This window comes from Rhodococcus sp. 5A-K4 (genome assembly GCF_046097995.1).
Classification (GTDB): domain Bacteria; phylum Actinomycetota; class Actinomycetes; order Mycobacteriales; family Mycobacteriaceae; genus Rhodococcus_F; species Rhodococcus_F erythropolis.
This window is the reverse complement of record NZ_JBJURM010000003.1, coordinates 344113-368480: the sequence shown is the minus strand read 5'-3', so window position 1 is coordinate 368480 and position 24368 is coordinate 344113. Positions and strand designations below refer to the sequence as shown.

General features: G+C 63.4%; 23 protein-coding genes. 6 read left to right on the top strand and 17 right to left on the bottom strand.

What is annotated here, in order from left to right:
• Positions 1–44 precede the first annotated feature (44 nt).
• From cydB to ACKAMS_RS06390, 3 genes are all read right to left on the bottom strand, one after another.
• The gene (cydB, locus tag ACKAMS_RS06400) at positions 45–1088 is read right to left on the bottom strand and encodes a cytochrome d ubiquinol oxidase subunit II (protein WP_003939727.1); all 1044 of its coding nucleotides are present in this window, start codon (positions 1086–1088) and stop codon (positions 45–47) included.
• A gap of 9 nt (positions 1089–1097) precedes the next feature.
• On the bottom strand, positions 1098–2597 hold the full coding sequence (locus ACKAMS_RS06395; protein WP_019745096.1) for a cytochrome ubiquinol oxidase subunit I: 1500 nt from the start codon (positions 2595–2597) through the stop codon (positions 1098–1100).
• Between the two features lie 154 nt (positions 2598–2751).
• Complete coding sequence (locus ACKAMS_RS06390) at positions 2752–3615, bottom strand: aminodeoxychorismate lyase (RefSeq protein WP_019745097.1); 864 nt, start codon at positions 3613–3615, stop codon at positions 2752–2754.
• A gap of 79 nt (positions 3616–3694) precedes the next feature.
• On the opposite strand from ACKAMS_RS06390, the gene ACKAMS_RS06385 reads away from it, so the two are divergent.
• The 4 genes from ACKAMS_RS06385 to ACKAMS_RS06370 all read left to right on the top strand — a co-directional run bounded on the left by ACKAMS_RS06385 (position 3695) and on the right by ACKAMS_RS06370 (position 6837).
• A complete protein-coding gene (locus ACKAMS_RS06385) occupies positions 3695–4816 on the top strand; it encodes a folate-binding protein YgfZ (RefSeq protein ID WP_020908934.1) in 1122 nt (373 codons plus the stop codon).
• Positions 4813–5481 (top strand): MOSC domain-containing protein, encoded by a 669-nt coding sequence (locus tag ACKAMS_RS06380; protein WP_020908935.1) that lies wholly within the window; start codon positions 4813–4815, stop codon positions 5479–5481. Before ACKAMS_RS06385 ends, ACKAMS_RS06380 begins: the two co-directional genes overlap by 4 nt.
• Complete coding sequence (locus ACKAMS_RS06375; protein WP_003940365.1) at positions 5478–6431, top strand: asparaginase; 954 nt, start codon at positions 5478–5480, stop codon at positions 6429–6431. Before ACKAMS_RS06380 ends, ACKAMS_RS06375 begins: the two co-directional genes overlap by 4 nt.
• Positions 6432–6633: 202 nt before the next feature.
• Positions 6634–6837 (top strand): DUF3073 domain-containing protein, encoded by a 204-nt coding sequence (locus tag ACKAMS_RS06370; RefSeq protein WP_003940337.1) that lies wholly within the window; start codon positions 6634–6636, stop codon positions 6835–6837.
• Between the two features lie 150 nt (positions 6838–6987).
• Here the strand turns inward: ACKAMS_RS06370 and purM are convergent, their stop codons facing one another.
• The 9 genes from purM to purL form a co-directional block, all read right to left on the bottom strand.
• Entirely contained in the window at positions 6988–8067 is a 1080-nt protein-coding gene (gene purM / locus ACKAMS_RS06365; protein WP_003940225.1) for a phosphoribosylformylglycinamidine cyclo-ligase, read from the bottom strand.
• A gap of 207 nt (positions 8068–8274) precedes the next feature.
• Positions 8275–9021 (bottom strand): AIM24 family protein, encoded by a 747-nt coding sequence (locus ACKAMS_RS06360; RefSeq protein WP_019745100.1) that lies wholly within the window; start codon positions 9019–9021, stop codon positions 8275–8277.
• Positions 9022–9034: 13 nt separating this feature from the next.
• The gene (locus ACKAMS_RS06355; protein WP_003939918.1) at positions 9035–9712 is read right to left on the bottom strand and encodes an AIM24 family protein; all 678 of its coding nucleotides are present in this window, start codon (positions 9710–9712) and stop codon (positions 9035–9037) included.
• Positions 9713–9715: 3 nt separating this feature from the next.
• Positions 9716–10324: an AIM24 family protein gene (locus ACKAMS_RS06350; protein ID WP_020970622.1), complete on the bottom strand. Its 609-nt coding sequence runs from the start codon at positions 10322–10324 to the stop codon at positions 9716–9718.
• A gap of 153 nt (positions 10325–10477) precedes the next feature.
• A complete protein-coding gene (purF, locus tag ACKAMS_RS06345; protein WP_003940541.1) occupies positions 10478–12055 on the bottom strand; it encodes an amidophosphoribosyltransferase in 1578 nt (525 codons plus the stop codon).
• Positions 12056–12181: 126 nt separating this feature from the next.
• Entirely contained in the window at positions 12182–12571 is a 390-nt protein-coding gene (locus tag ACKAMS_RS06340; RefSeq protein ID WP_003939745.1) for a sterol carrier family protein, read from the bottom strand.
• Positions 12571–13227 carry a CPBP family intramembrane glutamic endopeptidase gene (locus ACKAMS_RS06335; RefSeq protein WP_069145672.1) on the bottom strand — a complete coding sequence of 219 codons (657 nt, stop codon included), beginning with the start codon at positions 13225–13227 and terminating at the stop codon, positions 12571–12573. The genes ACKAMS_RS06340 and ACKAMS_RS06335 overlap by 1 nt, the downstream gene beginning before the upstream one ends.
• Positions 13224–15008, bottom strand: a complete 1785-nt coding sequence (locus ACKAMS_RS06330; protein ID WP_020970624.1) for an alpha/beta-hydrolase family protein — start codon at positions 15006–15008, stop codon at positions 13224–13226. The genes ACKAMS_RS06335 and ACKAMS_RS06330 overlap by 4 nt, the downstream gene beginning before the upstream one ends.
• Positions 15009–15011: 3 nt before the next feature.
• On the bottom strand, positions 15012–17300 hold the full coding sequence (purL, locus tag ACKAMS_RS06325; RefSeq protein WP_019745104.1) for a phosphoribosylformylglycinamidine synthase subunit PurL: 2289 nt from the start codon (positions 17298–17300) through the stop codon (positions 15012–15014).
• Between the two features lie 250 nt (positions 17301–17550).
• Between purL and ACKAMS_RS06320 the strand changes: the two genes are divergently transcribed.
• Positions 17551–18528, top strand: coding sequence for a Dyp-type peroxidase (locus tag ACKAMS_RS06320; protein WP_283308339.1), 978 nt, complete (start codon positions 17551–17553; stop codon positions 18526–18528).
• A gap of 11 nt (positions 18529–18539) precedes the next feature.
• On the opposite strand, the gene ACKAMS_RS06315 is transcribed toward ACKAMS_RS06320, so the two are convergent.
• Together ACKAMS_RS06315 and ACKAMS_RS06310 are read right to left on the bottom strand one after the other, a co-directional pair.
• Positions 18540–19832 (bottom strand): M18 family aminopeptidase, encoded by a 1293-nt coding sequence (locus ACKAMS_RS06315; RefSeq protein WP_024487294.1) that lies wholly within the window; start codon positions 19830–19832, stop codon positions 18540–18542.
• A gap of 88 nt (positions 19833–19920) precedes the next feature.
• Positions 19921–20274 (bottom strand): VOC family protein, encoded by a 354-nt coding sequence (locus ACKAMS_RS06310; RefSeq protein WP_020970627.1) that lies wholly within the window; start codon positions 20272–20274, stop codon positions 19921–19923.
• A gap of 67 nt (positions 20275–20341) precedes the next feature.
• On the opposite strand from ACKAMS_RS06310, the gene ACKAMS_RS06305 reads away from it, so the two are divergent.
• Positions 20342–20947 (top strand): hypothetical protein, encoded by a 606-nt coding sequence (locus ACKAMS_RS06305; protein WP_047889833.1) that lies wholly within the window; start codon positions 20342–20344, stop codon positions 20945–20947.
• Positions 20948–20959: 12 nt separating this feature from the next.
• On the opposite strand, the gene ACKAMS_RS06300 is transcribed toward ACKAMS_RS06305, so the two are convergent.
• The 3 genes from ACKAMS_RS06300 to ACKAMS_RS06290 form a co-directional block, all read right to left on the bottom strand.
• Entirely contained in the window at positions 20960–21556 is a 597-nt protein-coding gene (locus tag ACKAMS_RS06300) for a CatB-related O-acetyltransferase (protein ID WP_070796070.1), read from the bottom strand.
• Positions 21557–21682: 126 nt separating this feature from the next.
• A complete protein-coding gene (locus ACKAMS_RS06295) occupies positions 21683–22912 on the bottom strand; it encodes an acyl-CoA dehydrogenase family protein (protein WP_020908942.1) in 1230 nt (409 codons plus the stop codon).
• Between the two features lie 91 nt (positions 22913–23003).
• On the bottom strand, positions 23004–24305 hold the full coding sequence (locus ACKAMS_RS06290; RefSeq protein ID WP_019745110.1) for an esterase family protein: 1302 nt from the start codon (positions 24303–24305) through the stop codon (positions 23004–23006).
• Between the last annotated feature and the right edge of the window lie 63 nt (positions 24306–24368).

Sequence of the window (24368 nt, the reverse complement as noted above, 5' to 3'; positions counted from 1 at the left end):
CAGTTCTTTCGTGTTTCGAATCTTTTGTGATTGCGGGTTTGCCACTACCACGTCTTCTCCTTGAATCGCAGACCGATCGACGCCGGAATCTGCTTGGAGGAGATGCGCTGTCGGAACACCCAGTACGTCCAACCCTGGTAGATGATCACCACCGGCGTCATGAATGCCGCGGCCCACGTCATCACCTTGAGCGTGTACGGACTCGACGACGCGTTCTCGATGGTGAGGCTGTACGCCGGATCGAGCGTCGACGGCATGACGTTCGGGAACAGCGAGGCGAACAGCAGCACGACGGTGGCGATGACGGCCACACAGGTGAGAACGAAAGCCCAGCCTTCACGCTCGGCCCGCGTCAGGAAGACGACGCCGATCAGTGCAGCAGCAGCTGCGGCTACCAGAATCCACGTCCATCCCTTGCCGTAGGCGAGCTGCGTCCACAGGACGAATCCGCCGGCGACAGGAATAGCCGGAATTGCGAGTCGTGCAGCAATTTTCACTGCGTCTTCACGAACCTCGTCGGCACTCTTGAGCGCCAGGAACACAGCGCCGTGGAGAGCGAACACCAGCGCGGTGGTCAGACCGCCGAGCAGTGCGTACGGGTTGAGCAGATCGAAGAATCCCGACTCGACCTGCTTGTCGGCGTTGATCGCCACGCCCCGAACGATGTTCGCGAAAGCCACGCCCCAGAGAACTGCCGGGACCCAGGATCCGAAGATGATGCCCCAGTCGCAACGCTGACGCCATTTGTCGTCATCGATCTTGCTTCGCCATTCGATGGCACAGATTCGAACGATCAAGGCCACCAGGATGATCAGCAGCGGCAGATAGAACCCGGAGAACAAGGTTGCGTACCACTCCGGGAATGCCGCGAACATCGCGCCACCGGCGGTGATCAGCCACACCTCGTTGCCGTCCCACACCGGGCCGATCGTGTTGAGCGCCACCCGTCGACGCGTATCTGCCGGGAGGTCACTGCCTCTGCCGACGATCGGCATGAGCATTCCGACACCGAAGTCGAACCCTTCGAGGACGAAGTAACCGATGAAGAGCACTGCGACGAGCACGAACCATACTTCTTGAAGTCCCATGATCGCCTCCTAGTACGCGAACGACAGTTGTTTGGGCTTGTCCGGATCTTCCGGCTCGTCATGATCCGTATCGCCCGGTGGATGCATGTCGTGCTCCAACGGACCTTCCTTCGCGTACCGCACGATCAGCTTGAACCAGACAACACCCAGCGCTCCGTACAGGAGGGTGAAGGTGATCAGCGAAGCCCAGACGGTAGCCGACGCGTGGTCCGAAACACCTTGGTCGACAGTCAGTCTGATCATGTCGACGCCGGTCGGATTGGGATGCACCACCCAGGGCTGACGGCCCATCTCGGTGAAGATCCAGCCCGCGCTGTTCGCCATGAACGGAGTGGGAATCGCGACGAGACTGAGGATTCCGAACCACTTCTGGTCCGGGACCCGCCCCTTACGTGTGACCCACAGTCCCGCGAGAGCCAGTGCTGCCGAACCGGCGGCGAGGCCGATCATGGCGCGGAAAGACCAGTACGTGACAAAGAGATTCGGTCGGTAGTTGCCCGGTCCGAAGTCCTGCTCCGCCTGCTCCTGCAGTTGGTTCACGCCTTGCAGTTCGACGCCGGTGAACTTGCCCTCGGCCAACCACGACAGAGCGTATGGCACCTTTATTACGTGAGTCACGCTGTCGCAGTTGTTGTGAGTTCCGATGGTCAGGAGTGAGAAATCGGGATCCATCTCGGTCTCGCACAGCGACTCTGCCGACGCCATCTTCATCGGCTGCTGCTGGAACATGAGCTTGCCTTGGACGTCACCGGTGTAGATGATGCCGATTCCGGCCACGATCATGACGAGCAAGGCGAATCGTGTTGCCGGACGGTACATCGTGCGCGCATCGGATTCGAGGCGCTCGGCTTCGGCGGCCTCAGCCTGCTTGGCGCGACGCATGTTCCGCACCATCCACCAACCACTGATGCCGGCAACAAACGTCGCCGCCGTCAGGAAGGCGCCGGCAACCGCGTGCGGGAAGGCAGCAAGAGCGGTGTTGTTGGTCAACAGCTCCCAGATACTGGTGAGCTCGGCACGACCCGTCTCAGGGTTGTACGTCGCACCGACCGGATGCTGCATGAACGAGTTGGCCGCGATGATGAAGAACGCCGACGCGTTGACGCCGATCGCCACGAGCCAAATGCACGCCAGGTGTACAAGTTTGGGCAGCCTGCCCCAACCGAAGATCCAGAGTCCGATGAATACGGACTCCATGAAGAATGCGACCAGGCCTTCCAACGCGAGTGGAGCTCCGAAGACGTCACCGACGAATCGCGAGTACTCGCTCCAGTTCATTCCGAACTGGAACTCCTGCACGATGCCGGTGGCTACACCGAGTGCGAAGTTGATGAGAAAGAGCTTGCCGAAAAACTTGGTGAGCCGATACCAGTGGTCCTTTTTGGTGACCACCCACATCGTCTGCATGATCGCGATCATCGGTGCAAGTCCGATGGTCAGCGGAACAAGGATGAAGTGGTAGACGGTAGTGATACCGAACTGCCACCTGGAGACGTCCAAAGTATCCATTGGCTACTCCGAGAGTAGGGCCCTGGGACAGGCTTCGGGGTTCGAGACGCGGGCAGTCGCTCGGCCCCTGCGGACACGGTACTGCTGTCCGGTTTGGACCGCAGGACTTTGCTACTACCAAATGTAGTAGAGACCTGTCGCGATTCCTATTCGCCTATCGCCCTGCTGAATCCGAATCAATTGCACGTTCAACCAATTCCGCGAATTCCTCGGAGACCTTCGGCTCTGGCAATGCGAGCCCGTCGAGTGTATGGACGCGCGCGGCCAGCGTGACGCTCGAAACCATCCACACTCCGTCGGCCGCAATCAAATCCGCAGGTCGGAGGGTTTCGTATCGGCAATCGAAGCGAGCACTGCCGGCAACGTCGAACAGAGCACGCTGCGTCGTACCCATCAAAATGCCCTGTGCGGGAGGCGGTGTGATCAAAGTCCTGTCCCGAACGATCACCACCGTCGAGCGTGGCCCCTCCAACACATTGCCCTCGGAACTGACGAAGATCACATCGTCGGCACCCAAATTCGCCGCATATCGGAGCGCTGCCATGTTGGTTGCGTAGGACAACGTCTTCGCGCCCAGTAGCTGCCAGGGTGCCCGGGCAGAGAGATCGACCGAGAAACCTCGCTCGAGAGTCATCACCGACAGCCCCGATTCGCGGACCTGTCTGACCCGATCGGCCACCGGACCGACCATCACAAAGGCTGTCGGCTTGTCGCCGCTCTCCCTGCCGCGAGTCAGAACGAGACGAAGCGCGCCTTCCTTCTCGGTCCCCCACTCCTCGGCTGCCATCTCGATCGCCAGACGCCAGTCATCGAGAACGGGGGCGGGCAGACCCAGTGCCCGCGCGCTCAGAACCAGTCGACTCAGATGTCCCTCGACCACCCGCGCCCTACCGTCGCGTACCAACAGCGTCTCGAATACTCCGTCGCCGCGCACCACCGCCAGGTCGTCGGCGTGCAGAAACGGTGCGTCAGCATCGAGCACCTCATGGTCGAGAGTCACCAATACGCGATCAGGCATGCCATCAACCCTAACGATCCGCCAAGCCGCCGGGGCCGCCCTGTAACCGCGATCCCGCCCACACTCCTAGACTGGTCTTGTGGTCGACAACGCTCTTGTGCCCAACAGCCCACTTCTGACTTCCCCCGGCGCGGTCACCGCACCGGACGGTTCGGCCGACATCGGTGTCGCATGGCACTACGGCGATCCCCTCGGTGAACAGCGAACCGCGCAGCGCGCAGCAGTGGTGGTCGACCGCAGTCACAGATTCGTGATCGCCATTCCCGGCGACGAACGCCTCACGTGGCTGCACACGATTTCGAGCCAGCACATCGCCGCGCTCCCCGACGGCAAGAGTGCCGAGAACCTGAGCCTGGATGTCAACGGACGCGTCGAGCACCACTTCGTGCAGACGGACCTGGCCGGTGTCACCTGGATCGACACCGAAGCCGACCGCGGACCCGACCTCCTCTCCTTCTTGAAGAAGATGGTGTTCTGGTCCAAGGCCGAACCTCGAGACGGCAACGAACTCGCGGTATTGAGCCTGGTCGGTCCCGAATCCCCGGCTGTCCTCTCCGCGATCGGCGTGCAGACACCAACCGATGCCTACGACGCTCTCGCGCTGGCCGACGGCGGGTTCGTCCGCCGCATGCCGTGGCCCACCGAGGACTCTTTCGATCTGCTCGTCCCACGTGAGCAACTGGCGGCGTGGTGGACCAAGCTGACCGATGCCGGTGCCAAGCCCGCCGGAAGTTGGGCCTTCGAGGCGCTCCGCGTCGAAGCGAGGAGGCCTCGCCTCGGACTGGACACCGACGAGCGGACGATCCCGCACGAGGTCCACTGGATCGGCGGGCCGGCCGAACACGGCGCCGTCCACCTCGACAAGGGCTGCTACCGCGGTCAGGAAACCGTCGCCCGGGTTCACAATCTCGGCAAGCCCCCGCGCCATCTCGTCATGTTGCACCTCGACGGCAGCGCCGAAGCGGTCCCGGAACCGGGTGACCCGATCACGGCGGGCGGACGAGCAGTCGGACGTGTCGGGACCGTCGTCAATCATCACGAACTCGGCCCGATCGCGCTCGCTCTGATCAAGCGCAACATTCCGGTCGACACCGAACTGATGGCCGGCCCCAGCGCTGCGTCCATCGATCCGGATTCGATCGTCGCGGACGACGCACCCCAGGCCGGACGTGAGGCTGTCAACCGATTGCGCGGAAAGTGACGGGCATGGTCGACGCGGTCTGCGTCGTCCACACCGAACGTGACAGTGGCGTCAGGCGAGTCCCCCGGACCGCGATCGACAAGCGTCCCGTCGACGGCCGCGTAGCGGTCGGCCGACTCGGCCTGGGTGGCGACTACGTCTGCGACACCGAGTTCCACGGCGGCGCCTTCCAAGCTGTCTACGCGTATCAGCGCGACGAAGCGCAGCGATGGTCGGACGAGTTGGGCCGACCGCTCGCCCCGGGGTGGTTCGGCGAGAACCTCCACATCAGCGGAATGCTCGTCACGGACGCCGTGATCGGCGAGCGTTGGCACATCACCGGAGCCGAGGCGTCGGACGTTCTCGAACTCGAAGTAACCGCTCCCCGCGTCCCGTGCGGCACCTTCGGCATCTGGGCCGCGGAAAAGGGCTGGGTCAAAAGATTCACCGAGCGGACCGACGTCGGCGCCTACCTTCGCGTCAACCGGACCGGCACGATCGCCGCGGGCGACTCGGTCACCCGAGTCCACGTACCGGATCACGGAGTGACTGTTCGAGAAGTCTTTGCCGGAACCGACCCCGAGAGACTCCGACGGCTCCTCGCAGAACACACCGATCTTGCACCGAACGTCGCCGCGCGCGTCCAGAGGTTCGTCGAACAAGCAGAAGCGCAGGTGCACTCGTGAGTATCGAATTGGTGGAAGTGGTCCGCTCCGGATTCCGCGAATGCGTGCATCGCGGATCGGCCGTCATTCTCGGCGCAGACGGCGAGGTCGTTGTCGGACTTGGGGAAATTCACACACCCATCTACCCACGCTCGGCGAACAAGCCGCTGCAAGCCGTCGCTGCGCTTCGTAACGGCTTTGCACCCACCAGTCCGGAAGAGTTGGCCGTCGCGTCGTCCTCACATGCGGGCGAGGCCGATCACATCGAATTGGTCGCCGCGCTTCTCGCTCGCTACCAACTCGGTGTCGACCAGTTGCAGTGCCCCTCCGATCTGCCGGGCAACGAACTGGCCCGAGCCGAACTGATCGCAGCGGGCGAACTTCCCAGTCCGATCTACATGACCTGCTCGGGCAAGCACTCCGCGATGCTCGCGACGTGCGTCGTGAACGACTGGCCGCTCGAGACGTACATGGAGCCGACCCATCCGCTCCAACTCGCGATCCAGGAGACGATCTTCGATCTCAGCGGCGAGGAAGAGCAGGAACTCGGCATCGACGGTTGTGGTCTCCCGATCGTCCCGCTTTCGCTCACGAACCTGGCTCGGGCATTCGGACGCCTGCCCTCGGCTGAGCCGGACTCCCCTGAACGGGCTGTGGCCGACGCGGTCCGCGAAAACCCCTTCCTCGTCTCGGGCACGGGCCGCAACGATCAGCGCCTGATGTCCGCCGTGCCGGGTCTGTTCTCCAAGACCGGATACGACGGCATCTACGCCGGAGCGCTTCCAGACGGTTCCGCTTTCGCCCTCAAGATCGACGACGGCCACGAGCGGGCGCTCCTGCCATTGGCGGCAGCTCTGCTCAAGCGTATGAACACCGAGTGGACCGAGGAATTGGCGGCTCTCGCATCCGCTCCGGTCTTCGGCGGGGACGCCCGAGTGGGGACGATTCGCGCAATTCCCGGAAACTTCTGAGCAGTTCTCACAAAGTTCTGACGAGTTCTTTCAGCATCCTGGCAGCTCGCGGCCATAGTGAGAGCAATCAGACACGGCGGTGAGGCGTTCGTGGAAGCGGAAGCGACTTTTCCACGCTAGAGTGTGTGTCAGGAAACTTACACACTCAAACGGGGCCGCCAAATTCCCCAGGCCGCCCCGCGAAAGCGCGAGGGGGTCAGCCATGGGCCGCGGCCGGGCTAAGGCAAAGCAGACCAAGGTTGCACGCGAATTGAAGTACAGCGTACCGACCACGGATTTCGACAGCCTGCAAAGAGAGCTCGCAGGTGGATCGACCAACTCGCATCGGAGCAGTGTCCGATCGGACCAGACTTCCGATAGGGAAGGGCATGCGCGAGAGGACGACTACGACGACTGGCGGCGTTGACCGCGCACTGCCACCGCGCAGACTGTGAAATGAGGAAGAGCTGATCGCTCTTCCTCATTTTTGCGTTCCATTTTCTGCCCCGCGCCTGCTTGTACGGACACACAAAACTGCCCCACCGGATCTCTCCGATGGGGCAGCTGACGTTGCGGCCTAGAAGCGCGGGTGGTCTCCGGCCAGGAACGCACGCTCTGCAGCGGCGTCCGACGCCTTCTTGACGCTACCGAGCGTCCAGCAGTCGATGTGGCGTGCAGTCAGGACGGCAAGTGCGCGGTCGACGTCCTCGGGCGCCACGACGGCAACCATGCCGACGCCCATGTTGAAGGTCTGCTCCATCTCGGCGCGCTCGACGCGTCCGCGCTGCGCGATCATCGCGAACACCGGAGCGGGGCTCCAGGTTCCGCGATCGAGTTCGGCGACCAAGCCCTTGGGCATGACGCGCGCGAGGTTGTTGGCAAGGCCGCCACCGGTGACGTGGCAGAACGTGCGCACGTCGGTCTCGGCAGCGAGTGCCAGGCAGTCCTTGGCGTAGATCTTGGTGGGCTCGAGCAATTCTTCACCGAGCGTGCGGCCGAACTCGTCGACGTGTGCGCTCAGGTTCATGCGGTCGATCTCGAGCAGGACCTTGCGGGCCAGGGAGTAACCGTTGGAGTGCAGCCCCGACGAGCCCATGGCGATGACGACGTCGCCGGGGCGAACGCGGTCCGGTCCGAGCAGCTTCTCGGCCTCCACGACACCGACGCCGGTGGCGGAGAGGTCGTAGTCACCGTCAGCCATGATGCCGGGGTGCTCGGCGGTCTCGCCACCGAGGAGAGCGCAACCGGCCTGGATGCAGCCCTCGGCGATGCCGCTGACCAATTCCGCGACGCGCTCGGGGATGACCCGGCCGACAGCGATGTAGTCCTGAAGGAACAGCGGCTCGGCGCCACAGACGACGAGGTCGTCGACAACCATGGCGACGAGGTCGAGTCCGACCGTGTCGTGCTTGTCCATCGCCTGCGCGACAGCGAGCTTGGTTCCGACGCCGTCGGTCGATGCGGCGAGCAGCGGCTCCTTGTAGTCACCCTTGAGGGAGAACAAGCCGGCGAAACCACCGAGGCCACCCATGACCTCGGGGCGGCTGGCCTTCTTGGCCAGAGGGGCGAAGAGTTCCACCGCCCGGTCGCCTGCGGCGATATCGACTCCTGCTGCCGCGTAGGAGGCGCCTGCGGTGCGGTGACTGTCCTCGGTCATCGGGTTACTACTCCAGCCTTGTATTTCTCGCGAGCACGTATTGCTCGTGCACAGGTAAGTGGTCTTGCAATGTGAAGTGTTTGCAATCCTCGTGACGCGAGATGGATCGTTCGACTCGAGACCCAGAGCGCGCACACAAATACCGACGATTACGCCCATACGCTACCGGACCGGCCCCCTCGGTGAGACCTCGCGTACCCCGAGACGTCAGTTCTGCAGCCGCGCACCGATCGAGGAGTGCAGCGCTCGCAGACTGTTCTGCCCGAGTGCAACGGTCTCGGATTCGATGTGTTTGAGGAGGTGCCCGTCGTGGACGACCTTCTCGCTCGACTGGATCAGCACCGTGCCGGCTCCGGTGAAATCGAACTGGCGTTCTTCACCGGTATTCGCGCCGAACATGCTTCCCCGAACCGCGCCCAGGAAGCTCTGCATCCAGTCCGCATCGAAGTGATGGGACGGCGACGGGCAGTCGGCCCAACCCACCAACGCCTGCGGGTCGATGCGCAGCGGCGGCTCCGCGAACATGACCGGGCCGTTGGACGACGCCAGGAACTTGCCCGTTCCCAGCAGCGTCAAAAAGCCTGGGACGATGGACTGTTTGAGGTCCAGGCTCGTCTCGAAGGCGAGGAGATTGGCCGCGCGAATCGTGAGGTTGCCGTCGTCGAGGTCGTAGGAATTGATGTTGAATCCGCGGTCGCCGAGGATCAACTTGCCCTGCCCCTGGGCGAGCACCCAGTCGTCCGCGTAGAGCGGCGAAGAGAACCTGGCCGCGACGATCGCCGTCATGCTCGTGCGCCCGAGCGGCTCGAAGTTGATGTTTCCGTAGTACGCGATCATCGCGCCCTTGGACGTGAACCACGGTTGTCCGGCCATCTCGACGCAGAAGGCGTAGTCGTTGCCCGGGACGTTGTCGTTGGCGGGCAGAGTTGCCGGATTGTGAATTTCGATACCCATGCTCGTTGCCCTCTCAGAACTTCTGCTCGGACGCCTGGACCCAGACGGTGCCGGCGCCGGTCATCTTCAGCTGGATGGACTCCCCCGAGCCCTTGCCGACGGCCTCGCGCCAGCCGACGTTCGCGGAGATGTCGACGTTGATCTGACCGATGTGGCACACGTATGCCTGCGGGTCGACGACGACCTGAGGATTGTTCGGACCGACCTGCAACGGAATCGCGCCCCCGTGCGAGAGAACCGCGACGCTTCCCTGGCCGTGCAACTGCGTCGTGAACAGTCCTTGACCGGTCATCGCTCCGCGTACCGCTCCGCGCACACCGCCCTGCGACGTGAGAGCGACTATCGAACTCTGGAGGTAACCGTCGTGTGCGAGGAGTCGGTCGGCTTCGACCGTGAGCATCGACGAACCGTCGAGGTGGATGACCTCGACATACAAACCGGCGTGCCCGTAGAAGACCTCACCGTTTCCCTCGGCCGCCATCATGCGTGCATGCTCGCCGGACATCATGCGGCCGGCCATCCCGGCGATACCGCCCATGTTCGGCATGGCGCCTGGCCCACCGCCCATGCTGTGCGGGATGAAGCGGACGTCACCGGTGTAGTAGAGCATCGACCCGGTGCGGGCGAGCACGTTCTGGCCAGGCGCGAGGGTCGACTTGACGACCTTGCTGTTCACCAATTCCAACGGCATGGTTCAGCGCTCCTCGGGCTGGATGTAGACGACTCCGGATCCGTCGAATCGCAGCGAGAACGCTTCACCGCTGCCACCGCCGATCGCGGAGCGCCAGGTGACGTCGGTGACGAAGCTCTGGTTGAGCTGGCCGCGGTGAGCGACGAATGCGTCGGGATCGGCAACCAGCGGATACTGCGGGCTGACTTCGAGCGCGATGATCGGTCCGCCCTTCGACAGCACGGCCACCAGACCTGTGCCGCTGACGACCGTCGTGAACAAGCCCTGTCCGGAACCTGCGCCGCGGAGGCCGGCAAATTTCACATCGGTTCGCAGCTGTCCGACCAGTGCGAGCAACTGTGACGCTTCCACGTGCAGAGCGTCGTTGTCGAGTTCGATGATCGTGATGTCCTGGGCGTCGACCGCGAAGTAGACGGTGCCTTGTCCGCTGACTTCCATCAGGGACAGTGATTCACCTGCCGCCTTCTGTTTCAGCGCGGCACGTAACCCTCCGCCACCGCCCATACCGGCGTTCTTGAAGGTGATCGCACCCTCGTACGCCACCATCGAACCGTTGATCGCTTTGATGGTGTCCCCCACCAGGTCTGCGACCAGTACCCGGTGCCCATCCATTCTCAGTTGCGCCACGGAGGGCACTATGCCAGATGCTCACGACGTATGCCGTGTCGTCGAACGGAAAGTCGTGGAACAGAAAATCTGCCGCCCACATGTTGTGGACGGCAGATTCTCGGCTATCGATTTTCGGCGCTTTGCAGCTTTCGGTGTTCAGGGGCGGCTGAGCGCGCTCGCGTTGTCGTTGTCGCGAGTGGCCGTCGAACCTGCGGTGCTCTCGAGCATCCCCTCGAGGACGTTCTTGCCGATCGACGTTTCCTTGGGAAGCGCGATCGGGTAGGTCCCGTCGAAGCATGCGGCGCACAGACGGCTGGCCGGCTGCTCGGTCGCGGCGATCATGCCTTCGGTGGAGATGTATCCGAGCGTGTCCGCTCCGATGGAACGACGCACACCGTCGAGCATTTCCTCGAACGTCGCATCCTGTCCGCCTGCGCCGTTGGCAATCAATTCGGCCGGTGAGGCGAAGTCGATGCCGTAGAAGCAGGGCCACTTGACCGGCGGCGAGGCGATACGGACGTGAATTTCGAGGGCGCCGGCTTCGCGGAGCATCCGGATGAGCGCACGCTGAGTGTTACCGCGGACGATCGAATCGTCCACCACCACAAGCCGCTTGCCGCGGATGACTTCCTTGAGCGGGTTGAGCTTGAGCCTGATACCGAGCTGACGGATCGTCTGCGACGGCTGGATGAAGGTACGGCCGACGTAGGCGTTCTTCATCAAACCCTGGCCGTAAGGAATGCCCGAACCCTGGGCATACCCGACGGCGGCGGGGGTGCCGGACTCGGGAACGGGGATGACCAGATCGCCTTCGGCGGGGTGCTCGCTGGCGAGCAGACGGCCGATCTCGACGCGGGTCGAGTGGACCGAACGGCCACCGATGACGCTGTCGGGACGCGCGAGGTAGACGTACTCGAAGACACAACCCTTGGGAGTCGGGTTCGCGAAACGCGAGGAGCGGACGCCGTCTGCGTCGATCGCGAGTAGCTCACCGGGTTCGATGTCGCGAACGAACGACGCGCCGACGATGTCGAGGGCTGCGGTCTCGCTGGCGACTACCCAACCGCGGTCGAGTCGACCGAGGCAGAGCGGGCGGATGCCGTGCGGATCGCGCGCTGCGTACAGCGTGTGCTCGTCCATGAAGGTGAGGCAGAACGCGCCCTCCAACGTGGGAAGCAATTCCATCGCGGCCTGTTCGATGGTGCTGTCGCCGGCAGCGTGTGCCAGGAGACCACCGATGAGGTCGGAGTCGGAAGTCGCGGCATTGGGGCGCTTGTCGTTGACCAGGCCGGCTGCACGGGTGCGGCTCGCGAGTTCAGCGGTGTTGACCAGGTTGCCGTTGTGGCCGAGCGCGATGCCGGTACCGGCAGTGGTCGTACGGAAGATGGGCTGCGCGTTCTCCCACGTCGTGGAACCGGTGGTGGAGTAACGGCAATGTCCGACGGCGACATGTCCTGGCATCGCTGCGAGAGTCTGTTCGTCGAATACCTGGCTGACCAGGCCGAGATCCTTGAACACCAACACCTGGGAGCCGTCGGCTACCGCAATGCCGGCAGCTTCTTGACCACGGTGCTGAAGTGCGTACAGGCCGTAATAAGTGAGCTTCGCCACATCCTCTCCCGGCGCCCAGACGCCGAATACACCGCATTCTTCGCGGGGCTCGTTCTCGTCCTCGTCGGACGGGTTCGAAGCGAGGAGATTTGGACTGTTGACCGACAGATCGGCACGAGTCACCGGGCGCTCCCTTTGTGGGCAGGGGTTGGGGGGCATCCACAGTCTACGGCCATTTTGGGACACACTTCCCCTGAGGGCAGCCTTGGGCCTCAGATCACGCCGAAGCGAACCGGATGGTCTCTGTCACTACGCCAACCGGAGCAGTGGGAGCCAGTGCGCAATTTCGGGGGCGCGGCTCCCTGAGGCGTCGACTCGCCCGTCACCTGCGGCCTCGGAAAACTCGAGCAGTCCGGTGACCATCTGCAACCACGTGCGAGCGTCCGTCTCGACAACGTTTGGCGGGGTTCCGCGCGTATGACGTGGACCTTCGATGCATTGCACGGCGACAAACGGCGGCACCCGCACCTCGACGCTCGATCCGGGGGCGATCTGTTCGAGAGTGCGCGCACTCATCTTCACTGCGGCGCCGAGTTCAGCGCGAGAAGGCTTCGGAAGTTCCGGATCGCGAAGCCACGGGCCGACAGCCAGGACTGCGGCACGGAATTCGGCGGGGTCGACGGCGCGGCGGGGCGGCATCAGTTCACTCCCTGTCTTCGAGTAGCGATACGAACGGCAAGTGCGCCACCGGCATTGGTCGCGAGGTGCAGCAATGCCGGTGCGAGGACGCTGCCACCCCTGCGATGCAGCCACTCGAACAGCAGTGCCGCCGCGCCGGTGAATGCCACTGCAGCGGGAACGTTGTCGCCGGCACCGCGGGCGGGGGCGACGTGCCACAACCCGAAAGTCAGTGCATGAACAGCCTGCGCGGTGGGACGGTTCAGCTCACGATTCCAGACTGCGGACATCGCGCTACGGAACAACAGTTCCTCGGAAAGCACCGTGCCGAAGGGGATGTGCAAGATGATCCATTCGAGGAAGTCCTCACGGCCGTCTGCTCGCTCGTCGGCAGCGAGTGTCGCACGCAAGGACGGGACAACCAGAGCGGCGCTGTATCCGGTGAGGACCGCCCCGGCCGCGGCTCCGCCGAACTGGGCACCACCACGAATTCCGGTGTGTGCCAATCCGAGTTCCTCGCGGGTGTAACCACGTGCGAGTAAGACTCCGATGGCCGACAGACCGGCCGCGGTGTTGACCACGGCGCGAGCGCGAGGCGAAAGACCGAATGCCGGAAGCACGACGTTGCTCCAGGTGATCGCGGCGGCGGAGAGCGCGATCGAGGCGACTCCCTTCACTTCTCGGGGCCCTCGGACTTCACGGCGACAACCAACGCCGACCGCACCCGCTCGGTTTCTGCGGCCGTCCATCCCTCGGGCTGGGCGACGCTGATCCAGGCGTCCAGAACGGAGGTTCCGTAATTGTGACCGTGACCGTCCGGAACTCCCGCGGCGTTACCGAGGTCTGCGGACACCTGCCAGAACGTCACGACCGGGAACCATTTCATCGACGGTGAGCGGTCGAACCCCGGTACTTCCTTGAGCCACTCGGGCCGGTTGAACATGAGGTCGGGTGACCACCACACCACCGGATCGGAAGGATGCTGGACAAACAGAACTCGCGGCTGCGGCCACGTCATACCGTCGGTCGGGATGTCTTCGGAGCGATCCGCGAACCGGACTCCGGCCAGACCGTCCGCGTACACGGGCGCCACTTCGGGAGTGCCGGGATCGCGCCTCTTCTCGATCGAACGCCACAACTGCGTCGCGTTCGGCGGACCTACCCACAGAATTCCGTCGGCGGTATCGCGCGCCGCCTGCAGTGTGTCGAATGCCCCCGCGCCGGCCATGACGCCGAGGCTCTCGCCGTAGACCATGAACTTCGGTCTGGTGGCTTCCGGTTCCTGAAGCCATCTTTCGTGTACCCGCTCGATCAACAGGCGCCCGGCAGCTTGCGCCTTCTCCTGGTCTGCGAGGAACGAAATCCAACTCGGCAGGTACGAGTACTGGCTGGCGACAAGAGCAGTGTCGCCGCCATGTACAAGTTCGATTGCCTGTGCCGCAGTGGGATTGACCCACCCCGTACCTGTCGTCGGAATGACCACAAGGACCTTGCGTTGGAAGGCGCCGGTTCGCTCCAGTTCCTTGATGACCAGATCCATACGCTCTTCGGGATCTTCGGCGCTTTCGAGTCCGGCATACACGCGAATCGGATCCATCGCAGGGTTACCGGTTGCCGCTTCGAGTTCCTGGGCGTCCAGTCCACGCGAGACGAAGTTGCGCCCCTCGAACCCCAATGTGTCCCAGGGAGCAGCAGATTCGGGGCTGCCCGATTTCATCGGATCCTGCGGTTCGACGACGCCGTCGCGAGTGGTCGAGTTCTGCAGACTGAAGATCGAGTTGGTCGCGGCATAGATTCCGCGGACGAGGACGCCGTCGACCAACATGAAGAACAGGACGGTGACAACCAGGACGCCGACACCATTGGCCACAGACCGCGACCAGTGGAACCGCCGCATCAGCTGTCGGGCAATCAGTTTCACCAGATCGTGGAGGACCCGCCAGATCGAGATGAGCAGGCCGCCGATGAAGAGGCTCAATCCGAGGGTTCGGATGTAGCCGGAGGTGGTCGTGCCTTCGGCGTCGGTCAGCGCCGCAATTTCGCGTTGCCACCCGGCGGCGTAGACCAACATGATGATCGCCGCGACGATGGATGCGACCGGTACGAAGACCTTGATCGCGGAAGGCACCGGCTCGGGCAGGGGCCACCACCGTCGACCGCTGAGCAGGTATCGCTCCACAGCCCAACCGATCGCGGTGCCGACGCCGTAGCCGATGGCCGAGTTGATGCCGCCGATCAGACCCTGGAAGAGCCAATCGCGCGGCAGCAACGACGGCGTCAGAGACCAGCAGAAGAAGAACGCGGCAAACGCGATGCCGGTGAAGTCGAGTTTGAGGAGCCCCCACGCCCACTCGGTGAAGCGGTTGTCGAACTTCTCGAGAGATGCGGGAACAGCCAGCCGCAGGTGGTGTTCCTGCGGCTGGCTGTCAGAAGAAGTCAGTTCTCCGGAATCGACCATCTATCACCCGAACAGTGCGGGCAGCGTTCCCTCGAAGGCCTCACGGAGCTTAGCCATCGTGACGGAGAAGTGTCCCTGGACCTCGACGGAGTCGCTGCCCTCGTCGACGACCCCGATACGCGTCCACGGCAAGCCGCGAGCGGTGCACATACCGGTGAAGCGGGTCTCCTCGGTGCGAGGAACCGCAACCAGGACGCGTCCGGACGATTCCGAGAACAGGGTCACGAATGGATCTGCGCCCTCGGGAATCAGGATGCGGCAACCGGTTTCGCCGGCCAGCGCGGCTTCGACGACAGCCTGGGCCAGTCCACCCTCGGAGAGGTCGTGAGCTGCGGTGACCAGTCCGTCACGCGAGGAGGCGAGCAGGATGTCCGCAAGCAGCTGCTCACGGGCGAGGTCGACCTTCGGCGGCACGCCACCGAGGTGACCGTGCTCGACCTGCGACCAGATGGAACCGTCGAACTCGTCGTGGGTGTCGCCGAGCAGGATCAGCGTCTCGCCAGGCTCGAGTCCGAGGCCCGTCGGGATACGGCGGTGAACGTCGTCGATCACACCGAGGACGGCAACCACCGGCGTCGGCAGGATGGCCGTGGATCCGGTCTGGTTGTAGAAGCTGACGTTGCCGCCGGTGACGGGGATGCCGAGGGTGGCGCAGCCGTCGGCGAGGCCGCGAACAGCCTGCTGGAACTGCCACATGACACCCGGGTCCTCGGGCGAACCGAAGTTCAAGCAGTTGGAGACGGCCTTGGGCGTTGCGCCCGTGACTGCCACGTTGCGGAAAGCCTCAGCCAATGCGAGCTGCGCGCCGGTGTACGGATCGAGCGCGGTGTAGCGGCCCGAAGCGTCGGTGGACAGTGCGATTCCGCGTCCGGTCTTCTCGTCGATGCGGATGACACCGCCGTCGGCGTTCTCGGCCAGGACGGTGTTACCGCGGACGTAGCGGTCGTACTGCTCGGTGATCCACTTGCGGCTGCACAGGGCAGGCGAGGCGATCATCTTCAGCAGGGTCGCTTCGAGCTCGGCGTCGGTTTCGGGACGCTTCAGTCCGGCGGTCGTGTTCGCGATCAACGCGTCCTGGCTTGCCGGGCGCTCGACGGGACGGTTGTAGACCGGGCCTTCGTGAGCGACGGTGCGCGGGGGAACGTCGACGACGGTCTCGCCGTGCCAGGAGATGGTGAGGTGCTCACCGTCGGTGACCTCGCCGATATCGGTGGCCAGGACGTCCCACTTCTTGCAGACCTCCATGAACGCATCGACGTTCTCGGGCGTGACCACGGCGCACATGCGCTCCTGCGATTCGCTCGAGAGCACCTCGGCCGGGGTCATGCCGGTGGCGCGCATCGGAACCTTCTCGAGGTTGATGTGCATGCCGCCGTCGCCGGCCGCAGCCAACTCGGAGGTGGCGCAGGACAGTCCGGCGCCGCCGAGGTCCTGGATACCGACAACGAGGCCGGCCTTGTAGAGGTCGAGACAGCACTCGATGAGCACCTTCTCGGTGAAGGGGTCGCCAACCTGAACCGCAGGGAGCTTCTTACGTCCGCCGGTGTCTCCACCCTCGTCGTCGAACGTCGCCGACGCAAGAACCGAGACGCCGCCGATGCCGTCGAGACCGGTGCGTGCGCCGAACAGGATGATCTTGTTGCCTGCACCCGAAGCGAAGGCCAGATGCAGATCCTCGACGCGCATGACGCCGGCTGCCAGTGCGTTGACCAGCGGGTTGCCTGCGTAGGACTCGTCGAAGACCGTCTCGCCGCCGATGTTGGGGAGGCCGAGGGAGTTTCCGTATCCACCGACACCACGCACGACACCGTCGACGACGCGGCGGGTATCGGGGGCGTCAGCAGCACCGAACCGAAGCTGATCCATGACGGCGATCGGGCGAGCACCCATGGCCATGATGTCGCGGACGATGCCACCGACACCGGTTGCCGCACCCTGGTAGGGCTCGACGTACGACGGGTGGTTGTGGCTCTCGACCTTGAACGTGACTGCCCAGCCGTCACCGATGTCGACGACGCCGGCGTTCTCGCCGATTCCGGCCAGCATGTTGGCGCGCATCTCGTCGGTGGTGGTCTTGCCGAAGTATCCGAGGTGGACCTTCGAGGACTTGTACGAGCAGTGCTCGCTCCACATCACCGAGTACATCGCCAGTTCGGCGTCCGTGGGACGGCGGCCCAGGATCTCCTTGATGCGTGCGTATTCGTCGTCCTTGAGACCGAGCTCCTTGAACGGCTGAGCGGCATCGGGATCAGCCGATGCGTGCGTGACGGTATCGACCTGGTGAGCAGACACTGGAGAGTGGTCCCTTCCCTACGGGAGTCAAGAGGCAAGCCGGCGCGGAGCGGGACACCACGAATGTGCCCAACGAAAGAACGTGCCGGGGGACAGTCTATCGGTGTGGGCCGACGACTTCCGCAGACGGCAGCACCCGCAACACCTCCGGGCCTGCGAAGTATCGCCCGTCACACCCGCCCCGGTTTGGGTAATCCGGTCGGTTTTCTTAAGGTCAGGCCGGTTCATTCTTTCCCTCGAAAGGTCTCGCATGCCCCAGGATGTTCGTCAAGCCGACCTCACGGCACAGTCCCAGTCGGTGACCACTCCCCTCACTCCGGCTGCAATTTTCCTGGTCGCGACCGTGAATCCGGGTGGCGAGAACACCACACGAGAACTGCTCGCCGATGTCGCCGGCCTGCAGCGGGCTGTGGGGCTGCGTGTCCCTGGATCGGGTTTGGACGTCGTGACGAGCATCGGTTCGCTGGCCTGGGATCGACTGTTCGCCGGTCAGCGCCCTGCGCTGCTGCACCCGTTCACCGCTTTGCAGGGTGACGTCCACTCGGCGCCGTCGACTCCCGGTGATCTGCTCTTCCACATCCGCGCGATGAGTATGGACGCGTGTTTCGAGGTGGCTCGGCAGATCACGAAGCGACTGCACGGCGCGGCCACGGTGGTCGACGAGGTTCACGGCTTCCAGTACTTCGAGAACCGCGACCTCATCGGCTTCGTCGACGGCACCGAGAATCCGGTCGGCCGCGACGCCGTCGCTGCAGTGACGGTCGGCGACGAGGATCCTGCGTTCACCGGCGGCAGCTACGTCCATATCCAGCGCTACATCCACAAGATGCGCGATTGGGAAGCAATCACCGTCGACGAGCAGGAGCGTGTGATCGGGCGCAGCAAGCTCGAGGACATCGAGATGACGTCCGACGTGAAGCCGGCCAACTCGCACGTCGCGCTCAACGCGATCAAGGACGAGAACGGCAAGGCTCTTGAGATCCTGCGTGCCAACATGCCGTACGGGCGCCTCGGTGACGACGAGATCGGCACCTATTTCATCGGCTACTGCCGCACGCCTGCGATCACCGAACGGATGCTGGAGAACATGTTTCTCGGCGACCCCCGCGGCAACTACGACCGACTACTCGACTTCTCGACGGCTGTGACGGGCTCGATGTTCTTCACACCGAGCGCCGACTTCTTCGAGGGTCTCCCGGCCGCACCCGCCGGGCTCTCAGCACTTTAACTACGCGACCTCTAACTTCGAGGCGTGAGGAAGGCACCGAGCGCGTCGGCATACATGCGGACGTCTGCCGCGCCCATCAACTCGCGGGCCGAGTGCATCGCGAGCTGGGGCGCGCCGACGTCGACGGTGGACAGTCCGGTCCGTGATGCCGTGATGGGTCCGATGGTGGAGCCGCACGGCAGATCGGCGCGGTGGACGTAGCGCTGCATCGGCACTCCCGCCTGATCACACGCGAGCGCGAATTCGCCTGCACCTGCCGCATCGGTGGCGTATCGCAGGTTCTGGTTCACCTTGAGTACAGGCCCACCGTTGATCTCGATCCGATGAGCGGGCTCATGGCGGTCCGGGTAGTTGGGGTGCGTCGCGTGAGCCATGTCGCCCGACGCACACACCGAGCCCGCCATCGCCTGCAGGAATTCTTCGCGGCCACCACCGCGCCCCAACACGATCCGTTCGAGCACGGTGTTCAGCAGATCTGAGAAAGCTCCACGGTCGGACATGCTGCCGACCTCTTCATGATCGAAGAGTGCGAGCACCGGGACCTGCTGACCGGGTGACTCGACTGCGGCCAGAAGTGCTTGTGTCCCTGCATAACACGTGCCCTGATTGTCCAGCCGAGGGGCGCTGACCAATTCCTTGTCCACCCCCACGACTGCGCTGGGCGCAAGATCGTGTGTCATCAATTCCCAGCCGAGAACCGACGACGCGGCTACACCCGCACGCTCGGCGACAAAGCCGATGAACGACTTGGGTTTCGAACCCACTCCCCAGATTCCGTTGACGTGCCGCTGCGGATCCAGCGTCACGCCCTTGCGATCTTCGGACAGGTGGATAGCCAACTGCGGAACACGCAGAATCGGGTCGTCGATGCGAACCAGCTTCTGCTCCACCGTGTTTCCCACCCGGACACTCAATCGGCCAGAGATACCGAGATCGCGGTCGAGCCAAGAGTTCAGCCACGCACCACCATACGGTTCGAGGCCCACCATCTGCCACCCGGCCGAAGTGAGGTCGGGATGCTGTTTGACCCGCAGATTCGGGCTGTCGGTGTGACCTCCGACGATCCGGAACGGAGCGGTGTTTCCCACGCCCTCGGTGCTCCAGGCAATCAGCGAACCACCGCGCACGAGGAAGTACCGTCCGGGCTCGGCGGGCCACGACTGCGTTTCGTGGACTTCGACGAACCCACCGGCCGTCAGCTCGGTCGCCACCGTCGCGCACACATGGAACGGCGACGGTGACGAATCGACGAAGCTGCACAGGCCGACTGCGTCGGCCCCGGTCCGAGAAGTCTGAGAAGTCATGCCCCTCATCATGCCCGAATCGGTGCCCGCGAAATCAGTGGGCACGAAATCAGTGGGCGCGAATCGGGTGAGCTCAGAACCTGTCAGCTCAGGCGTGAGGACCGGACACGCAGAACTGGTTCCCATCAGGATCGAGGAGCGTCACCCAGCGGAAACCGTCCATGTTCTCCCGGTGGTGCTCGGTTGCTCCGGCCTCGACGAGCCGCGCCACCTCGGCGTCGAGATCCGGACTCCCCAAATCGAGATGGATGCGATTCTTGCCGGCAGTGGGGTCCGGGACCTTCTGGAATGCGAAGTTGGTGGCGCTGTCAGGGACCGCGACGATGTAGAACCAACCGTCGTTCTCCTCGACGATGTTTCCGCCCAACTGCGCCGCCCACCACGTTGCGAGCGGACCGGGATCGAGACTGTCGAAAGTGATCATGCCGAGTGTGAGAGTCATGCGCACAAGCTAATGCAAGCCACCGACAAAGAGTCTCGATCTCGGGCTGAGATGAGACGATCCTCGAATGCGACTCACTACGCTTCGCAACCGCGTTGCAGAACCACTCTTCGCAGTTTTCATCGCGACCGGATTACTCCTGAGCGTCCTCGGAGTGCTCGCCTGGCGATTTGCCACGCCATCCACGCGGACAGAACATATCGGCATCCAACCTCCACCACCGCCGCCGATAGAGGACGGCAAGACGGGGTACATGTGGGTGATCGACGGCTACAGCTACTCCGACGCACCACATTGGTTCCCCGCGGCCGCTTGGTTCCTGATGGTCGGAACGGCTGTCGCCGTTGTCGTCTCGGCGATACTGAACGCGACGGGATGGCGACTGGCCCGCGACGCGCACGGTAGAAAATTTGCTCTTCCGCTTGCCCTTTCAGCTTTCGGCGCAGCCTACGGACTCGCGGTTGCCGTTGTCGGACGAATCTGGCCGCCCACCTTCTATTCGGTGGTCCTTCCCGAACCGCGCGACCCTCAGAACCCCTACCCGGCATCGGCCGTTATCCACTTCGACCTCGAGCCGAACCTGATCACCTTCACCGCAACAGGTCTTGCCGTCGGCCTTCTCGCGGCCGCCCTGCTTTATGTCCGGAACTACTCGCTCACACGAACGAACTAGCGGGCGCGGAGATCACTCGACCGCTTCGAGTTCCGCGACACTACCGTCCGAGATCACTCGGACGTGGCGGGTGATCTTCTCGATCGGCCAGTCCCACCACGCAATTCGCACCAACTTCTCGATGTCTTCAGCGCTGAAGCGGCGCTTGATCTCCATCGCCGGGTTGCCGCCGACAATTGCGTAGTCCGGGACGTCGCGCGTTACGACGGCGCCGGTGGACACGATCGACCCATGGCCGATCCGGACACCGGGCATGACTGTCACGTTCCCGCCGAACCACACGTCGTTCCCCACGACGGTGTCACCGCGCGACGGCAAATCCTGCACCAAATCCATGTGCCGGGCCCAATCGCCGCCCATGATCGGGAACGGGTAAGTGGAGACACCGTTCATACGATGATTTGCGCCGTTCATGATGAAGGTGACACCGGTGGCCAGGGCGCAGAACTTTCCGATCACCAGTTTGTCGGGACCGTAGTGATGCAACACGTTTCGAGTCTCGAACTCTTCGGCGAACTCCGGATCGTCGTAGTAGGTGTACTCCCCTACCTCGATCAACGGGTTGTCGATCAACGGCTTCAGCAACACCACTCGTGGTTGCCCGGCCATCGGATGAACATTTGTGGGATCTGGCGCGTTCACTGCTTACTCCGATCCGTCGGCGCGGTGTCGCCGACCGCAGCAAGACTATCCGGTTCCTGCTGCGGTCGACCGACCAGCGAAAACGTTCCGGTGTCAGCCCAGGAGGCCCTTGGCGATATGGGTGACCTGAATTTCGTTGCTGCCCGCATAGATCATGAGCGACTTGGCATCACGCGCCAACTGCTCCACTCGGTACTCGGCCATGTAGCCGTTTCCACCGAACAGCTGCACGGCTTCCATCGCGACCTCGGTCGCTGCGCGCGACGAGTACAGCTTCATCGCCGACGCCTCCGCCAGGCTCACTTTGTCTCCGGCCGCGGTGCGTTCGATCGCGTTGAAGACCATGTTCTGCACGTTGATTCGAGCGACCTCCATCTCGGCGAGCTTGAGCTGGATGAGCTGGAACTGCCCGATCTCACGTCCCCACAGTTTGCGGGACTTCGCGTATTCGATGCTCAGACGGTGGCATTCGTTGATGATGCCGAGCGAGAGCGATGCGATGCCGATGCGTTCGGCGGCAAAGCTCTCCTTGGCGCTGGACTTTCCGTCGGACTTTCCGCTGTCCTCGGTTTCGCCGAGCAGACGATCCTTGGTGATACGGACGTTGTCGAAGAACAGCTCACCCGTCGGCGAGGAGTTCATTCCCATCTTCTTGAACGGCGGGCTCTGTGTGAGCCCCTCCATGCCCTTGTCGAGGATGAAGGCGAGCACCTTGCGGTCACGACGATCAACCGAAGCGTCCCCCTCGTCGAGCTTTGCGTAGACGATCATCACGTCGGCGTACGGACCGTTGGTGATGAAGGTCTTGTTGCCGTTGAGGATGTAGTCGTCACCGTCGCGGCGTACGTAGGACTTCATACCGCCGAAGGCATCCGAGCCGGAGTCCGGTTCGGTGATCGCCCATGCACCGACGGTTTCGAATGTCACCAAGCCGGGGAGCCAGCGTTCCTTCTGCGCGAGTGTGCCGCGGCTGCGGATAGTTCCGGCGGCCAATCCGAGGCTGACGCCCAACGACGCGACAAGACCGAGGCTGACGCCGGCCAATTCGCTGTTGAGCACAACGCCCATGCTGCCTGCGCCGCTGAAGGCGCTCGACTTCTCACCGTCACCGGACGGAGTATCGCCGCGCTCGCGCGCGAGCGACTTCTCGAGGCCCTCGCGTGCCATGTCGGCCAGACCGAAGGTCGAGTACAGCTTGCGAATGATGTCGAACGGCGGCAGCGCACCACTTTCGAGCTCGTCGACGTGAGGTCGCACCTCTTTGTCGATAAAGCCCCGCAAGGCGTCGCGGAACATCAGGTCGGTGTCGGACCACTCGTACATGTGCCTGAACTCCAGTCGGTGAACGATCGAGAGACTGCCGAACGGCAGCCACACACCGAATATAGAACACGTTCCAAAACCGGAACAGGATTCAGCTGATCAGACCCATTCGCTGCGAGATCCACGTCAGCTCCTGCTCGACGCCGGCCGACCACACCGAAAAGCTGTGACCACCGGGAAGCTCGAGATATCTGGCGTCCATTCCGGCCGCTTTGGCCGCTTCGTACACCTTTTGCTGGCCGGGCTTGAACTCGTTGTCATCTGTTCCGACCACAAACACTCCGCCCGAGTTCGGGAACTTCCGGGTCGCCAGCAGGTCCATCGGATTCACCTTCACGAATGCCGCCTCGTCGCCGCCGAATATCTCGTCGACGGTTCGCTGTCGGTCACCGAGCGAGGGCTCCAACTGACCGGAGAGATCGAGGAACGTCGGATACACGTCGGGGTAGTTGGTAGCCATCTGCAGTGAGCAAGTACCACCGTAAGAGAGGCCACCGATGGCCCACGCCCTCGGGTTCGTGTCGATCTGGAACGCATTCGCCACCGCAGCGGGCAAGTCCTTTGCCAGATACGTGCCGACCTTGCCCTGCGACGAGTCGGTGCACAGCGGATTGGCCATCTGCGAACCTGTTCCATCGGCTATCACTACGACCGGAGCCAACCCCTCGTGATCCCGGGCAAAAGCATCCATTGTCGCGGTCAGCTTTCCGCCCTGAAGCCAGTCCTCCGGCTTGCCAGGCTGACCGGCCATGAGCACGAGCACGGGAAGAAGCGGACGCGGATTGGTGAAGTACGACGGCGGCAGATACACCTGGGCATCGCGCGCGGAGAATCCCGAAATCGTTCCGGGAACAGGCAAAGTCGTGACTCGTCCGCGAATCGGCATGCCTTCCGGCGCTTTCCACACCGTGTCGGTGGGATCGCCGGTGACAACAGGATCCGTCGGACCGGGAACTTCGCTGAGTGATATGCGGTCGAAATCGTCGTGTCCGAAGGCAATTCCCACTGTCGGGTAGGCAGCAAAGACCAGATTGATCTGCGTCGCGGCGGTGACGATGACCAGCAAAGTCGCAACCACAGACAGCGCCGCCTTGGCTACGGTTCCGCCCGCTTTGATTCGCGGCCCGAGAAGTAGCAGCGCGTAGATACCGATTCCGATCCACACGTAGATCGACATCTCGATGGGATCCGGGAACGGCACGATCACCTTTTCGACGGTGATCCAGACGGCGATCATGATCACCAGCGCGATCAGCCCCGCGATCGGTACCGCTCTGCGGTAGTACCAGCGGACGTTCGAACCGAGCAGCCACACACCACCCAGGACCCCGAGCACAGTCAGGATCACCGGCAGTGGTCCCGAGATCAAACTGATTCGGTAGAGCCAGTCCACGTCAAGCCTCTCGCACGTAGAAATGTCGCACGCACGAGGCTAGACGACGACGCTGGTACGGCG

What these genes read in the sequence shown, in the direction of transcription:
- cydB (WP_003939727.1), bottom strand. Translation starts at nt 1,088, where the DNA reads ATGGGACTTCAAGAAGTATGGTTCGTGCTCGTCGCAGTGCTCTTCATC.
- ACKAMS_RS06395 (WP_019745096.1), bottom strand. Translation starts at nt 2,597, where the DNA reads ATGGATACTTTGGACGTCTCCAGGTGGCAGTTCGGTATCACTACCGTC.
- ACKAMS_RS06390 (WP_019745097.1), bottom strand. Translation starts at nt 3,615, where the DNA reads ATGCCTGATCGCGTATTGGTGACTCTCGACCATGAGGTGCTCGATGCT.
- ACKAMS_RS06370 (WP_003940337.1), top strand. Translation starts at nt 6,634, where the DNA reads ATGGGCCGCGGCCGGGCTAAGGCAAAGCAGACCAAGGTTGCACGCGAA.
- purM (WP_003940225.1), bottom strand. Translation starts at nt 8,067, where the DNA reads ATGACCGAGGACAGTCACCGCACCGCAGGCGCCTCCTACGCGGCAGCA.
- ACKAMS_RS06360 (WP_019745100.1), bottom strand. Translation starts at nt 9,021, where the DNA reads ATGGGTATCGAAATTCACAATCCGGCAACTCTGCCCGCCAACGACAAC.
- ACKAMS_RS06355 (WP_003939918.1), bottom strand. Translation starts at nt 9,712, where the DNA reads ATGCCGTTGGAATTGGTGAACAGCAAGGTCGTCAAGTCGACCCTCGCG.
- ACKAMS_RS06350 (WP_020970622.1), bottom strand. Translation starts at nt 10,324, where the DNA reads ATGGATGGGCACCGGGTACTGGTCGCAGACCTGGTGGGGGACACCATC.
- ACKAMS_RS06340 (WP_003939745.1), bottom strand. Translation starts at nt 12,571, where the DNA reads ATGCCGCCCCGCCGCGCCGTCGACCCCGCCGAATTCCGTGCCGCAGTC.
- ACKAMS_RS06330 (WP_020970624.1), bottom strand. Translation starts at nt 15,008, where the DNA reads ATGGTCGATTCCGGAGAACTGACTTCTTCTGACAGCCAGCCGCAGGAA.
- ACKAMS_RS06320 (WP_283308339.1), top strand. Translation starts at nt 17,551, where the DNA reads ATGCCCCAGGATGTTCGTCAAGCCGACCTCACGGCACAGTCCCAGTCG.
- ACKAMS_RS06315 (WP_024487294.1), bottom strand. Translation starts at nt 19,832, where the DNA reads ATGACTTCTCAGACTTCTCGGACCGGGGCCGACGCAGTCGGCCTGTGC.
- ACKAMS_RS06310 (WP_020970627.1), bottom strand. Translation starts at nt 20,274, where the DNA reads ATGACTCTCACACTCGGCATGATCACTTTCGACAGTCTCGATCCCGGT.
- ACKAMS_RS06305 (WP_047889833.1), top strand. Translation starts at nt 20,342, where the DNA reads ATGCGACTCACTACGCTTCGCAACCGCGTTGCAGAACCACTCTTCGCA.
- ACKAMS_RS06300 (WP_070796070.1), bottom strand. Translation starts at nt 21,556, where the DNA reads ATGGCCGGGCAACCACGAGTGGTGTTGCTGAAGCCGTTGATCGACAAC.
- ACKAMS_RS06295 (WP_020908942.1), bottom strand. Translation starts at nt 22,912, where the DNA reads ATGTACGAGTGGTCCGACACCGACCTGATGTTCCGCGACGCCTTGCGG.